The organism is Microcella sp., assembly GCF_019739195.1.
Taxonomy (GTDB): Bacteria; Actinomycetota; Actinomycetes; order Actinomycetales; family Microbacteriaceae; genus Microcella.
In genome coordinates this window covers 967044-980442 of sequence record NZ_JAHHDS010000003.1, presented here as the reverse complement: position 1 = coordinate 980442, position 13399 = coordinate 967044, and the positions used below count along the sequence as shown (strand labels likewise).

At 67.8% G+C, this 13399-nt stretch carries 15 protein-coding genes; 9 read left to right on the top strand and 6 right to left on the bottom strand.

What is annotated here, in order from left to right:
- The first annotated feature begins 22 nt into the window (after positions 1 to 22).
- On the top strand, positions 23 to 937 hold the full coding sequence (locus tag KL788_RS06540) for an ABC transporter permease (RefSeq protein WP_293169620.1): 915 nt from the start codon (positions 23 to 25) through the stop codon (positions 935 to 937).
- Between the two features lie 7 nt (positions 938 to 944).
- Entirely contained in the window at positions 945 to 1757 is an 813-nt protein-coding gene (locus tag KL788_RS06535) for an ABC transporter permease (RefSeq protein ID WP_293169618.1), read from the top strand.
- Here the strand turns inward: KL788_RS06535 and KL788_RS06530 are convergent.
- Positions 1754 to 4141 (bottom strand): glycoside hydrolase family 3 C-terminal domain-containing protein, encoded by a 2388-nt coding sequence (locus tag KL788_RS06530; RefSeq protein WP_293169616.1) that lies wholly within the window; start codon positions 4139 to 4141, stop codon positions 1754 to 1756. The two genes, KL788_RS06535 and KL788_RS06530, sit on opposite strands and share 4 nt — an antisense overlap.
- 111 nt (positions 4142 to 4252) lie before the next feature.
- Here KL788_RS06530 and KL788_RS06525 point away from each other — a divergent pair, with 111 nt between their 5' ends.
- Entirely contained in the window at positions 4253 to 5521 is a 1269-nt protein-coding gene (locus KL788_RS06525) for an MFS transporter (RefSeq protein WP_293169614.1), read from the top strand.
- Between the two features lie 39 nt (positions 5522 to 5560).
- Here KL788_RS06525 and KL788_RS06520 read toward each other — a convergent pair whose 3' ends face one another.
- Positions 5561 to 5821 carry a hypothetical protein gene (locus KL788_RS06520; protein WP_293169612.1) on the bottom strand — a complete coding sequence of 87 codons (261 nt, stop codon included), beginning with the start codon at positions 5819 to 5821 and terminating at the stop codon, positions 5561 to 5563.
- A gap of 113 nt (positions 5822 to 5934) precedes the next feature.
- Positions 5935 to 6240, bottom strand: coding sequence for a hypothetical protein (locus KL788_RS06515; RefSeq protein ID WP_293169610.1), 306 nt, complete (start codon positions 6238 to 6240; stop codon positions 5935 to 5937).
- A gap of 206 nt (positions 6241 to 6446) precedes the next feature.
- Between KL788_RS06515 and KL788_RS06510 the strand changes: the two genes are divergently transcribed.
- Positions 6447 to 6716 (top strand): GlsB/YeaQ/YmgE family stress response membrane protein, encoded by a 270-nt coding sequence (locus KL788_RS06510; RefSeq protein WP_293169608.1) that lies wholly within the window; start codon positions 6447 to 6449, stop codon positions 6714 to 6716.
- A gap of 67 nt (positions 6717 to 6783) precedes the next feature.
- On the opposite strand, the gene KL788_RS06505 is transcribed toward KL788_RS06510, so the two are convergent.
- Positions 6784 to 7023 carry a hypothetical protein gene (locus KL788_RS06505; RefSeq protein WP_293169607.1) on the bottom strand — a complete coding sequence of 80 codons (240 nt, stop codon included), beginning with the start codon at positions 7021 to 7023 and terminating at the stop codon, positions 6784 to 6786.
- Positions 7020 to 7340: an ATP-dependent DNA ligase gene (locus tag KL788_RS06500; RefSeq protein WP_293169605.1), complete on the bottom strand. Its 321-nt coding sequence runs from the start codon at positions 7338 to 7340 to the stop codon at positions 7020 to 7022. Before KL788_RS06500 ends, KL788_RS06505 begins: the two co-directional genes overlap by 4 nt.
- 90 nt (positions 7341 to 7430) lie before the next feature.
- On the opposite strand from KL788_RS06500, the gene KL788_RS06495 reads away from it, so the two are divergent.
- Together KL788_RS06495 and KL788_RS06490 are read left to right on the top strand one after the other, a co-directional pair.
- Positions 7431 to 8489 (top strand): agmatine deiminase family protein, encoded by a 1059-nt coding sequence (locus KL788_RS06495; RefSeq protein WP_293169603.1) that lies wholly within the window; start codon positions 7431 to 7433, stop codon positions 8487 to 8489.
- Positions 8486 to 10240 (top strand): amidase, encoded by a 1755-nt coding sequence (locus KL788_RS06490; RefSeq protein ID WP_293169601.1) that lies wholly within the window; start codon positions 8486 to 8488, stop codon positions 10238 to 10240. Before KL788_RS06495 ends, KL788_RS06490 begins: the two co-directional genes overlap by 4 nt.
- Here the strand turns inward: KL788_RS06490 and KL788_RS06485 are convergent.
- Positions 10223 to 10813 (bottom strand): NAD(P)H-dependent oxidoreductase, encoded by a 591-nt coding sequence (locus KL788_RS06485; protein WP_293169599.1) that lies wholly within the window; start codon positions 10811 to 10813, stop codon positions 10223 to 10225. The genes KL788_RS06490 and KL788_RS06485 overlap by 18 nt on opposite strands.
- Positions 10814 to 10892: 79 nt before the next feature.
- Here KL788_RS06485 and KL788_RS06480 point away from each other — a divergent pair, with 79 nt between their 5' ends.
- Genes KL788_RS06480 through KL788_RS06470 form a run of 3 tightly spaced genes read left to right on the top strand, consistent with a single transcriptional unit; the run spans position 10893 to position 13391 of the window.
- On the top strand, positions 10893 to 11474 hold the full coding sequence (locus KL788_RS06480; RefSeq protein ID WP_293169597.1) for a TetR/AcrR family transcriptional regulator: 582 nt from the start codon (positions 10893 to 10895) through the stop codon (positions 11472 to 11474).
- Between the two features lie 13 nt (positions 11475 to 11487).
- On the top strand, positions 11488 to 12369 hold the full coding sequence (locus KL788_RS06475; protein WP_293169595.1) for a tryptophan 2,3-dioxygenase: 882 nt from the start codon (positions 11488 to 11490) through the stop codon (positions 12367 to 12369).
- Positions 12366 to 13391 (top strand): amidohydrolase family protein, encoded by a 1026-nt coding sequence (locus KL788_RS06470; RefSeq protein ID WP_293169593.1) that lies wholly within the window; start codon positions 12366 to 12368, stop codon positions 13389 to 13391. The genes KL788_RS06475 and KL788_RS06470 overlap by 4 nt, the downstream gene beginning before the upstream one ends.
- The last annotated feature ends 8 nt before the right edge of the window (positions 13392 to 13399 follow it).

Below are 13399 nucleotides of genomic sequence, written 5' to 3'. Positions count from 1 at the left end.
ATCTCTGCCACGAAGGATGACCGTGACCGCGATCTCGACCTCGGCGACGACGTCACCGGCACCGCGACCGGTGCCGACGAGCAAGCCCGTCTCGACGCTGCTCTACCGGCACCGCTGGATGCGACTCGTCGGTCTGCTGAGCCTCCCGCTGACCTGGCTCGTCGGCCTCTACATTGTGTCGCTCGCACTGCTGCTCGTCACGGCCTTCTGGTACATCGACTCGTTCACCTCAAAGGTGATTCCGGGCTTCACTCTTGACAACTTCATTCTCGTGTTCAGCGAACCTGCCTACATCAACACCTCCCTGCGCACGCTCGGCATCGCCCTGTCGGTCACTCTGCTGAGCGCGCTCTTCGCGATTCCGCTCGGCATCTTCATGGCTAAGCTCGCCTCGCCGTGGGTGCGGGCCGTGCTCGCCGTGGCCATCACGCTGCCGCTCTGGGCGGGCTATCTCGTCAAGATTCTCGCGATGCGCATCACTTTCACCGAAGAGGGTCTCTTCAATTGGCTGATGGCGCCGTTCGGCATCAGCGGGCCCGGCTTCAGCATCCCGACTGTGATTCTCACCCTGACCTATCTCTGGTTCCCGTACATGGCGCTGCCGGTCTACACGGCCATTCGTCAGATACCGGTAAACCTCTTCGACGCCTCTGCAGACCTCGGCGCTCGAGGGTTCACGACGATCCGCACCGTCGTGCTGCCCCTGCTCTGGCCCGCCCTCATCGCCGGCAGCGTCTTCACCTTTTCGCTCAGCCTCGGCGACTACATCGTCGCTCGCTTCGTGGGCGGCGCAAACGCGCAGATGATCGGCAGCATCATCGCCTCGAACATCAACTTGAACCCACCCGTCGCGGCAGCGTTCTCGGTCATCCCGATCGCCTTCGTCGTCATCTACCTGCTGGTCACGCGGCGCACCGGCGCCCTCGAGAGAATGTGACGCGCTCATGCTGAGACTCACCCGGCCCGCGAAAGTCGCCTTCGGCGCAATCGTCGCGATCGTGCTCGTCTTTATGTACACGCCGCTCTTCCTCGTCATCATCAACTCGTTCAACGTGGCGCCGATCGCCAACTGGCCGATCAGCGGTTTCACGTTCGACTGGTGGGTGCGCGCCTTTCAGAACGAGGCGCTCTGGGCGGCGGTGCGCAACTCGGTGATCGTCGCGACGGGCGCCATGGTGATCGCCCTCGTGCTCGGCACCCTGGCGGCCTTCGCTCTGCAGCGCTACGACTTCTTCGGCAAGAGCACGGTGAACCTGCTCATCGTGCTGCCGATCGCCCTGCCGGGCGTGGTCACCGGCGTGGCCTTCAGCAACTCGTTCAACAACGTGCTTGAGCCCATCGGTATTCAGGTGGGCTATTTCGGCATGATCATCGCGCACGCCACGTTCTGCATCGTCATGGTCTTCAACAACGTGTTCGCGCGGTTGCGGCGCATGAACCCGAGCATGCAAGAGGCCTCGATGGACCTCGGAGCGAGCCTGTGGCAGACCTTTCGGCTCGTCACGTTTCCGCAGTTTCGTACCGCGTTTGTAGCCGGCGGCCTGCTCGCCTTCGCGCTGAGCTTCGACGAGATTGTCGTGACGATCTTCACGGCCCCCGCTGGTGTCGACACGCTGCCACTCTGGATGTTCAACCAGATGGCGCGCCCCAATGAGGCGACGCAGGTCAACGTGATCGCGACCGTGCTCATTCTGCTGTCGTTCATTCCGGTCTACGTCTCGCAGCGCCTCTCACGGGCCGAAGAAGACGAGCGCTAGCCGCGGCGCAGCAGGGCACGGAGGCCCGCGACGGGGTGTCCGTTCGCGAACGCGACCACAGCATCCACCGTCTTCCACGAGACGCGACCCTGCGACATCTGGGCGAGCCCGCGCAGGGGCAGCTCGGCGACGGTGCGCTCGATGAGCTCTCGTGACGCGGGGTCGTCCTTGTCGTCGTCGCTCACGGGCATCATGCGCGCGATGGCGGCCGCGAGCGCACGACCGGTGAGCGTGTGAGCGATGTCACCGACCGTCGACTCTCGTGTGAAGGGCTTCGCGGGTCGGGGTGCGGGAATCGTTCGGCCGAGCCGATGCGCCCACTGCTCGTCGGTTGCGGCGATCGCGGCAGTGTGCGGCGGCTCGACAGAGTCGAGGGCGTCGCCATCGACCCGCACCTCGACCACCGACTCGATCTGCTCGCTCGACCGCGCGACCTCGAAGGTGACGCTGCCGCGCGGCAGCGCCCAGTCGCGCGCCCGCGCATCCCAGAAGCGCAGAGCGTCAGCGGCGACCTCGATCGCGACGGCGCGGGTCTCGCCGGGCTCGAGTGAGCTGCGTGCGAAGCCGACGAGCTCACGACGGGGCCGCAGTACGACGCCCGAGCGGTCGTGTGCGTAGACCTGCACGAGCTCATGGCGGGTGCGGTCGCCCGTGTTGGTCACGGCGACCGAGATGGTCACGCTGCCGCCCGCGGCGACGGATGCTGAGCTCGCGCTCGCCGCCCCCCACTCGCTCGAGCCGTAGCCGAGGCCGTGCCCGAACGCGAACGCCGGGGCGACCCCGACGGTGGTCGCATGCCGGTACCCGACGAAAAGCCCCTCGCGATAGTGCACCTGCGCGAGGCCGCCCGGAAAGTAGGGGTCTGCCGCGACGTCGCTCTGGGCCGCGGGCCACGTCTCGGCGAGGCGCCCGGCCGGCTCGACGACCCCGAGGAGCGCGTCGGCGAGGGCTCCGCCGCTCGCCTGGCCCCCTAGGTAGCTCAGCACGATGGCGGCGACGCCGTCGCGCCACGGCAGCAGCACGGGGGCGCCGACGCTCAGCGCGACGACTGTGCGCGGATTCACCGCGGCGACCGCCTCGACGAGGGCGTCGTGCTGCGCCGGAAGTGCCAGCGTCTCGCGGTCGAAGCCCTCGCTCTCGGCAATGCCGGGCAGCCCGACCATGACGATGGCAACGTCGGCGTCGCGCGCGATCTCAACCGCCTCGGCTGCGAGCATCGGAGTCAGGGCTGAGCGCACGGGCTCGTAGCCGGGAGAGTAGGTCACCTCGAACCCCGCGGCCTCGAGCGCCTCGCGCGCGGTCGTCAATCGCGTCGGCGTCACGAGCGAGCTGCCGCTGCCCTGGTAGCGCGGCGCCTCGGCGAACGCGCCGATGAGCGCGACGCGGGTGCCGGGCGTGAGAGGCAGAATCCCGTCGTTCGTGAGCACGACCGAGCTCGACGCCGCCGCGCGGCGCGCGAGCGCGTCATGCGACTCGAGCAGCTCGGCCATCGTCGGCGCGGGCTCGGCAGCAGCATCCTGAGCCTGCACCGCGAGGTCGATCACCCGCTGCGCCGAGAGCGCGACGTGCGCGGGGTCGAGCGTGCCGTCGGCGAGCGCGGCGCGCAGCGCGGGTTCGGTACCGGCGCCGCCGGGCATCTCGAGATCCATGCCCGCAGTGACGGCCGCAGGTCGGTTCGCCGTGGCACCCCAGTCGCTCACGACGACCCCGTCGAAGCCCCACTGCTCGCGCAGAATGTCGCTCAGCAGCCAGCGAGCTTCGGTCGCGTGGTCGCCGTTGATGCGGTTGTAGGCGGCCATGACCATGCGCGGCGCGCTGTGCCGCACCGCGTGCTCGAAGCCCCGCAGGTAGAGCTCGCGCAGTGTGCGCTCGTCGACGATCGCGTCGATCACGAAGCGCCGGTGCTCTTGATTGTTGACGGCGAAGTGCTTGAGGCACGCCCCGACGCCCGTGCTCTGGATGCCCGCCACCGCACTCGCCGCCAAGCGCCCGCTCAGCAGCGGGTCTTCGCTGTAGTACTCGAAGTTGCGGCCGCACAGGGGGTGCCGCTTGATGTTGATGCCAGGGCCGAGCACGACGCCGACACCGAGGGCGCGTGCCTCACGGCCGACCGCCTCGCCGACCTCGTGCACGAGCTGCTCGTTCCAGCTGCTCGCGAGCGTCGCCGCCGGTGGAAAGCACGTCGAAGCCACACTGCTCGCGAGACCCAAGTGGTCGGTCGCCTCGAGCTGAGCGCGCAGCCCGTGTGGCCCGTCAGCGAGCATCGCGCTCGGGATGCTGTGCTCAGGCAGTGCGCGCGTGCGCCAGAAATCGGCACCTGAGAGCAGCGAGAGTTGCTCGTCGACGGTGAGATCAGAGGCGTCAGCAGCACGGCGTTCGTTCACGAGGTCGAGGCTATGTCATGCCCCGGGCCGACTCGTCGTACGCTGTGCTCGGCACACCAGCCGCCGGTGCAACGAGGCCCGGGGTCGCGGGTGCCGTGAGAGGAACCCGCGATGTCGACGACGTCACCCGAGCCCGCCGTCGTTGAGTCGATCGTGACCGAGCGTGTGCGCATCCAGGGGCCGCTGCGCAGTCTGCTGCTGTGGTTCATGCCCGGCACGCTCGGCATCTTCATCTTGTGGGGCGCCATTCCGACCGTGCTGCTGCCGTTGCAGGTCGAGCAGCTCGACCCTGTGAACAAAGTTGCCAACCTGGCGATCGTCACGACGATCGGCGCACTCGCCGCGATGATCATGCAGCCCGTCGCCGGCACGATCAGCGACCGCACGCGCAGCCGCTTCGGCAGCCGAGCGCCCTACATCGTGGGCGGCGCCCTGTTCGGCGGGCTCGCACTCGTCGCACTCGGGCTGTCGAGCAGCATTCTCATGGTCGCCCTGTGCTGGACCCTCGTGCAGCTCTCGTTCAACGTCGTGCAGGGCCCCTTCTCGGCGATGCTGCCCGATCGCGTGCCCGAGTCGGTGCGCGGCAGTTTCGCCGCCATGATCGGTGCGATGACGATGGTCGGGTCGCTCGGCGGCGTGATTCTCGCCTCCGTGCTCTCGGGCAGCATTCCTGGGGCCTACCTCACCCTTGCCGGCCTCTCGGTCGTGCTGCTGACGCTGTTCGCCGTGTTCACCGGTCCGCGTGACAACCGCGGTGAACCGCGACCGCCCTTCCGCCTGCGCGACTTCGCCATGACCTTCTGGGTCAACCCGATCGCGCACCCCGACTTCTTCTGGGCGTTTACCGGTCGACTGCTGCTCTACACGGGCTACTTCTTGATCGTCGCCTATCAGTTGTATCTGCTGCAGGACTACATCGGGCTCGGCGACGAAGCGGTCGCACTTCTGCCGCTCGTCTCGGCCGCCGCATTGCCGACGCTCGTGCTGGCGATCATCATTTCTGGTCCGTGGTCCGATCGCGTCGGGCGCCGCAAGCCCTTCGTCGTGGCCTCGGCACTGATTGTCGGCCTGGCGCAGGTGGTGCCATGGATCTGGCCGACGTTCGAGGGCATGATCGTCTTCGCGCTCATCTCAGGCTTCGGTTTCGGTGCGTTCCAGGCCGGCGACACCGCGCTCGTCTCGCAAGTGCTGCCCGACTCGCATGCGCACGCGAAAGACCTCGGCGTCGTCAACATCGCCGCCACGCTGCCGCAGACCGTCGCGCCCGCGCTCGCGGGTGCGGTCGTGCTGACCTTCGGATTTGCGGGGCTGTTTCCGGCGGCGATCGTCTTGAGTGTGTTGGGCGCTCTCGCTGTGCTGCCGATTCGCTCGGTGCGGTAAGGCATTCGGCGCCCGGCCCGTCGGCCGCCGAATGTCGAGTCACATATCGAGATCGATGCTCGTGATCCACGGGCCACCCGTGCCACTCGATTCGAAGGCCGCGGAGCCGTGACGAACCATGACCGGGGTCGCGGCCGTGACCAGCACGTCGTACTGGTCACCATGCCGGCCGATGATGTGCACGAAACCTCCGCCGTCGTGCACAGCCGAGACGACCGCCTTGATGAGGTCATCTACCTCAACATCATCTGCGAGCGGAATGTGCTGATGGTTGATCGTCAGGATCGTGGAACTCGTCATCAAGCAGGCCTCCTCGGTAGGCCTTCACGCTACGCCCGCACCCTCGCGCAGAACCAGGCCTTGCGCTTACCGTCTTCAGCGACTACACCGATCGAAGCTGCGGCGCTCGCGGGTCACTCCACTGAGGCCACTGGGGGGTCGTCGGTGATGTGCACTCCGCCCGTAGCAGACGAGAGGATGAGCGATTCGATCCACTCACGGTTGATCTGAGGTGCGCGCGAACCCGAGTAGGTGATGTGCACCGGCACGCCGTTGTCGATCCACAGCGCGTGGCGCCCGCCACCGCCCTCGACGGGCACCGCCCACGACAAAAAGAAGTTCTCAGAGCGTCGAAGCTTGGTGCTGATGACGATCTGCAGATGCGCGAGCATCCGGTCGTCGAACGAAAACTCTTCGTTTTGGTAGCGCAGTATCCCCATGCCGTTCCCCTCACGACGTATTCAGTGACCGCCCAGCGGCAGTGGCGAGCGTAGCGCATTCTGACCCCCATTCGGGGGGTACTACATGTGCAATAGCACGCATGCTGGTGCCGTGACAAGGGGTGGGTGCGCATCTTCGGCCTGTGCTTAGGTGTTGCGGGCCTTGAGGTGCAGGGCCGCAGTATCTACTCGACTGGGAGGTCGACATGGGCATCATTGGATGGATCATTCTCGGACTGATTGCCGGAGCGATCGCGAAGGCGATTCTGCCGGGTCGTCAGGGCGGCGGCTGGATCATCACCCTCGTGCTCGGCGTGGTCGGCGCACTGCTCGGCGGCTTTATCGGCAGCCAGATCTTTGGCGTCGGCATCGAGGGCTTCTTCGATCTCAGCACCTGGTTGCTGGCCATCGGTGGCTCGATCCTCGTGCTGCTGATCTACGGTCTCGTCACGCGGGGCTCGCGTTCGGCGGCATAGTCCACCACGCAACACGAGGGGCCGATGCCAGTCATGGCATCGGCCCCTCGTCGTGTGCGCTGTCGGGTCAGTCGTCGTCGTCGTCGAGACCTGCACTGTGCTCGGGGTCGCTCGTGTCGATGAGCCCGATGGAGACGCCGGGGTGAATCAGCAGATCGGCCACCTGCAGCTGGCCGCGGCCATGGTTCACCCGCAGCCATCCGGCTGAACCCGTGGCGAGAATCTCTTCGATCTCGACCTTGAGGTCGCTCGCGTGCTTCGGAACGATGTATTCCTGACCGCCGTAGTGGATGTTCGTGCGCATCATGACTCCTCTCCGTTGGCGTCAGCGCTGGGTTCCGGAATCAAATGCAAACCAGCGGGCGTGTTCGCCAAGAGCATGAGCTCGTCGATCCATGCGCGGTTGATGGCAGGAGGGCGGCTGCCGAAAAACTTGAAGGCGACCGGAATCGTCGGGTGCATCCAGATCACACTGCGACCGTTACCGATCGAGGCATCATCTTTCCAGCTGAAGTAGAAAGCCTCGTTGCGACGCAGCTTCGCACCCATCACAATCTGCAGGTGCGCGAGCGTGCGGTCGTCGAAGTCCGCTGACAGCGTCGAGTCGTACGTCAGTGTTCCCATGTATCCCCCTTGCCATCTGACCCGAAGAGGGCCGCTGCAGTTCGTCATTATGCCAGGGCGCGATACCACCTCGCTCGCTAGGCTCCCACCATGACTTGGCGCATGCCCGCAGAGACAGCTCCGCACGACCGCATCTGGATGGCCTTCCCTCGTGAGGGGGAGGTCATGGGAGACAGCTCGGCGGCTCGAGAGGCGACGTACGCGGCTTGGGTCTCCGTCGCCCACGCCATTCTTCCCTTCGAGCCGGTGACGATGGTCGTCGACCCGAGCGAGCGAGACCGCGCGCGCCGCATGCTGAGCGCCGAGATCGACATTGTCGAGGCGCCGCTCGACGACTTCTGGATGCGCGACATCGGCCCGACCTTCGTCATCGACGACGAGACCGGTGAGCTCGGGGGCATCGACTGGGTGTTCAACGCCTGGGGCGACCAGGGCGGCGACTTCGCGCGGGACGCGCTCATCGCCGAGTTCGTTCTCGCGCAGGCGGCGGTCACTCGCGTGCCGAGTCTGCTCGTGAACGAGGGTGGTGCCATTCACGTCGACGGCGAGGGCACCGTCATGGTCACCGAGACGGTGCAACTCGACCCGGGCCGCAACCGCTACGCCACGAAAGAGCGTGTCGAGGCCGAGCTCGCTCGCACTCTGGGCACGACGCACACGATCTGGCTGCCGCGCGGCCTCACACGCGACTACGAGCCGCTCGGCACGCGCGGGCACGTCGACATGATCGCGACCTTTGCCGCGCCCGGCACCGTGCTCGTGCACGAGCAGCCCGCCGAGTCGCACCCCGACCACGCAGTGATGCGCGAGGTGCGCGCGGTGCTCGAGCAGGCGACCGATGCGGCGGGCCGCAGTCTGACGCTCATCGACCTGCCCGCGCCGGCGCAACTGACCGACGACGAGGGCTTCGTCGACTGGAACTACGTCAACCACCTGACCGTCAACGGCGGCGTCATCGCCTGTGGCTACGACGACCCGGTGGCGGATGCTCGCGCACGCGAGCTGCTGGGCGCCGCGTACCCCGGCCGCGAGGTCGTGACGGTCGACGCCCGCGAGATTCTCGCCCGCGGCGGCGGTATCCACTGCATCACGCAGCAGCAGCCTTCAGTTCGCGGCGCGGATGCGCGCGGCGCGGGGAGCGCCGCGTGACGAGAGGAGCACCTCGACACATCCCTCTCGTCGAGACGGACATCGCAACCTTGGCCGCGGCGCTCGCCGCGGGCGAGACCACGGCCGTCGAGCTCGTGCAGGGCTACCTCGAGCGCATCGCGGCCTATGACCGCGAGCCGTCGAGTGACGGCACGCGGCCTGCCCTCAATGCCGTGATTGTCGACAACCCCGAGGCGCTCGACGAAGCCCGGGCGAGCGACGCGCGGCGAGCATCCGGAGTCGCGCTCGGCCCGCTCGACGGCATTCCCTACATCGCGAAAGACAGCTACATGGTGCGCGGGCTGACGGTCGCGAGCGGCTCACCCGCCTTTGCTGACCTCGTCGCCCAGCACGACGCCTTCACGGTCGAGCGGCTGCGGGCGGCCGGTGCGATCTGCCTGGGGCTGACGAACATGCCGCCCATGGCCAACGGCGGCATGCAGCGCGGGCTCTACGGCCGGGCCGAGAGCCCCTACAACCCTGCGTATCTTGCGGCGCCGTTCGGCTCGGGCTCGTCGAACGGGTCGGGCGCTGGCCTCGCGGCCTCGCTTGCGGCGTTCGCCCTCGCCGAAGAGACCTGGTCGAGCGGCCGCGGGCCAGCGAGCAACAACGGCCTCTGCTGCTACACGCCGAGCTGGGGCGTCATCTCGGTGCGCGGCAATTGGTCACTCGTGCCGACGATGGACGTCGTCGTGCCCTACACGCGCACGATGGCCGAGCTGCTGCTCGTGCTCGATGCGGTCGTAGCCGACGACCATCAGACCCGGGGAGACTTCTGGCGCGTTCAGCCGTGGCTACGCATCCCACCGTCATCGGCGCTCCGGCCGGAGTCGTACCCCGCCCTCGCCGACCCGGCCGCCCTGCGCGGTGCGCGCCTGGGTGTACCAAAGCTCTACATCGGCGACACCGCGAACGACGACCCGATCGAGACGCGGCCCTCGGTCATCGCCCAGTGGCTGAAGGCGCGCGCTGATCTCGAAGCCGCCGGGGTGACCGTCGTTGAGGTCGACCTGCCGGTCGTGACGAACTACGAGAGCAGGGGGCGGGCGGATGATCGCTCGATGGTCGCGCGCGGGCTGGTTCCGCCTCACTTCGCCGACCACGAGCTCTACGAGCTGAGCATGTGGGGGTGGAGTGAGTTCTTGCGCGCAAACGGCGACCCCGCGCTGCACGAGCTAGCCGACGTGGACCCAGACCTGATCTTTCCGACCCCGCCCGGCTCGCTGCCCGGGCGCTACGACGACCACCTCAGCCGCTTCGCGCCCGAGGATGTGCCGCTCGAGGACTACGTGCATCGGGCGCGGGCGACCGGCGTGCCCGAGCTCGAGAGCATCCCTGACCTCGCCGAGGGAGTGCGAGGCCTCGACGCGACCCGACGTCTCGACTGGGATGACTGGCTCGCGGCTGAGGCACTCGACGCGATCGTCTTCCCCGCCGTCGCCGACATCGGCCCGGCCGACGCTGACGTGAACCCCGCGAGCGCCGAACTCGCGTGGCGCAACGGCACCTGGGTTGCGAACGGCAACCTCGTGTGGCGGCACCTCGGTATTCCGACCGTGCAGGTGCCGATGGGCATGCTCGACGACATCGCGATGCCCATCGGTCTGACGTTCGCGGGTCGCGGCTGGGATGACGCGCGGCTGCTCGCCTTCGGTGCGGCGTTCGAAGCCTCGGCGCAGCGACCGGGCTCGGCACTCGGCAGCACACGCGTGCCGCCGCCGCTCACGCCCGAGCTACCGCTGTCGGGCTAGCTTCTTCTGCGCCGCGGTGGCGTCGCTCGCCGCGATCGTCGCCACCTTCTCGAGCCACGCGCTGCGCTGAGCGGGGCTCGAGCCGCGCACGGGCCCGAAGCGTGTTGCCGTCACGCGCGCGAAACCGCTGAAACGCAGCACCCGGCCGCGCACGTGGCGCACGGTCGTGTCGCCGACCAGTTGCAGGTACCACATCGGCGAGTCGGTCGTGATGATGACGCGAGCGGAGCGGCCGGCGAGCAGGCCTGTCACGAGGCCGCCCTTGCGATACCGGAACGCCCAGCCCGGCAGGAAGGTGCGATCGATGAATCCCTTGAGCACCGCCGGAATCGAGCCCCACCAGACGGGGGCGGCGATGACCACGTGGTCGGCAGCCGCGATGAGCTCTTGGGCGCGGGCGATGTCGGGCTCGGGCTGCTGTTCTCCCTGATAGCCGAGGCGCAGGTTCGGGTCGAACGCGAGGTCGCGCACGGCGAGCACCGTCGCGTCGCCGTGCGCTTCGGCATAGCGTCGCGCGAGGCTCGCGGTGAGCGAGTCGGGGTTGGGGTGGCCGTCGATGACGAGGGCGGTCATGGGAGTTCTCCACTTCGGCGAGACAATCTAGACAGTGTCCACATTCTGGACAGTGTCAATATCGCGTACAATCTTGCGCATGTCAAGATCAGCGGCGCCGTACCATCACGGCAACCTCGCCGAGGCGCTCGAGACCGCTGCTCGAGAGCTTCTCGAGAGGCACAGCGCCGCCGAGCTGAGCCTGCGCGAGGTCGCGAGACAGGCGGGTGTCAGCCACAACGCGCCGTACCACCACTACGGTGACCGGGCGAGTCTGCTGAAGTCGCTCGCCGCCCGAGCGATGGCCGAGCTCGTCGAGGCGCAGCAGCAGGCCGCCGATGCCGGCGGCGATGCCCGGGGTCGACTGCTCGCGGTCGGTCTCGCCTACGTCGATTACGCGGTCGAGCACTCGCACGCCTTCGCGCTCATCTACGACCCCGAGGTCTGTGTGCCCGGTGACCCTAGCTCGACGATGGCCGAGCTCATCGACGCGAACCACACCCTCCTCGCCCAGCTCGTCGCCGAGCTCTGGCCTCAGGCTGACGAAGCGGGGCAGGCCGCCCACGCCGCGGCGCTTTGGTCGACGGTGCACGGCCTCGCCCAGCTGGTGACGGCGGGTCACCTGCCTCGCGAGGCCGTCACCCCAGCGCTCGCCACACTGAGTACGACCGCACCGGCATGACTAGGCTCGCGGCATGACTGCCGAGGGGTCGAGCCCCGAGAACACCCGCGCGATCGACGAAGGAGTCGTCACCGACTTCTCGACCCGCATGAGCTACGGCTCGTACCTCGCGCTCGATGAGCTGCTGCAACTGCAGCGCCCGATCAGCGAGCCCGAGCATCACGACGAGATGCTGTTCATCATCCAGCACCAGACCAGCGAGCTCTGGATGAAGCTGCTGCTGCACGAGGCCCGTGCCGCCCGGCAGTGCCTCATCGACGACGACCTCGGCGGTGCCCTCAAACGCGTTGCGCGCATCAAGCACATTCAAGAGGCGCTCATCCAGCAGTGGAGCGTGCTCGCGACGCTCACGCCCACCGAGTACGCCGAGTTCCGCGGCTTTCTCGCCAACTCTTCGGGCTTCCAGTCGCATCAGTACCGCGCGATCGAGTTCATCCTCGGCAACAAGCACGCGGGCATGCTGGCGGTCTTCGAGAGCGACCCTGCCGCGCACGCCGTGCTCGACGAGCTACTGCACGAGCCGAGCCTGTACGACGAGTTCTTGCGGCACCTGGCGCGGCAGGGCATCCCGATTCCTGACAGCGTGCTCGAGCGCGACGTGACCAAGGCGCACGTCTTCACGTCCGAGCTCGTTCCGGTCTTCGTCGAGATCTACGAGGGTGCGCACGGCGCCGACGAGTCGAACTGGCGCGTCTACGAGGCGTGTGAAGAGCTCGTCGACCTCGAAGACAATTTTCAGCTCTGGCGGTTTCGGCACTTGCGCACCGTGCGCCGCACGATCGGCTTCAAGCGCGGCACGGGCGGCTCGGCGGGCGTCGACTTCTTGCAGCGCGCGCTCGACCTCACGTTCTTTCCCGAGCTCTACGCGGTGCGCACCGAGATTGGTCAGCAGTGACCCCGAAGGCCATGGATGCTCCGCCCGCCGTCTTCCGCGTCGCCGACGCCTGGCGCGGTGAGTGGATGGGCCCGAGCGTGTTCCGTCGTGGCGGGTCGACGCTGCACTACGTCGGGCCAGCGGACGCGAACACGAGCGCGATCGACCTGCCGGGCGTTCTGCTGCCCGGCTTCACCGACCACCACGTTCATCTGCAGCTGCACCCGGCCGATGTGCTTGAGCCGCTTGCCACCGGCGGACTTTCGCGAGTGATCGATCTGGGCGGCGACCCCGACGTGCTCGCCGTGCTCGCCGAGCCCGACCCCTTTGCCGCGGCACTCGAGTTCGCGGGTGCCTTTCTCACTGCGCCCGGCGGGTACCCCAGCGATCGGGCGTGGGCGCCCGCACGCTCTGTGCGCGAGATCGCCTCGGCCGACGACGCCGAACTCGCGGTGGCCGAGCAGCTGACGGCAGGAGCATCCCGTATCAAGATCGCGCTGCATGCTGACGCGGGCCCGGTCTGGAGCGACGAACTGCTCGCCGAGGTCATCGCCGAGGCGCGTGCCGCTGGGCTGCCGGTTGTCGCCCACGTCGAGGGCGCAGGTCAGGCCGCTCGTGCGATCGCGGCGAAAGTCGAGTTGCTCGCCCACGCGCCTTTCAGCGAGGTGCTGCCTGAGTCGCTCATCGCCCAGGCCGTTGGGCAAGGGCAGCGTTGGGTGTCAACTCTTGCGATTCACGAGCCGCCCGAGCGTGACATCGCGATCGCCAACGTGCGCGCCTTCCGTGGCGCGGGCGGTGAGCTGCTCTACGGCAGCGACCTCGGCAACGGCGAGCAGCCCCTCGGCCTGAACCCGGCCGAGCTCGAGGCGCTCGCCGAGGCCGGGCTCGACGAGACGGCCGTGCTGCGAGCGCTCGTCGGCGGGTTCGGTCGAGGCCGATGGAAGAAGCGCCTGACCTGGATGCCCGCACGCCCGACCTCAATCCTCGACCTCGCCGCCGCAGTGTCGGTGAGCGTCGGCGACGTTGAGTCGCTCGCCGGCTGACCGGTCGC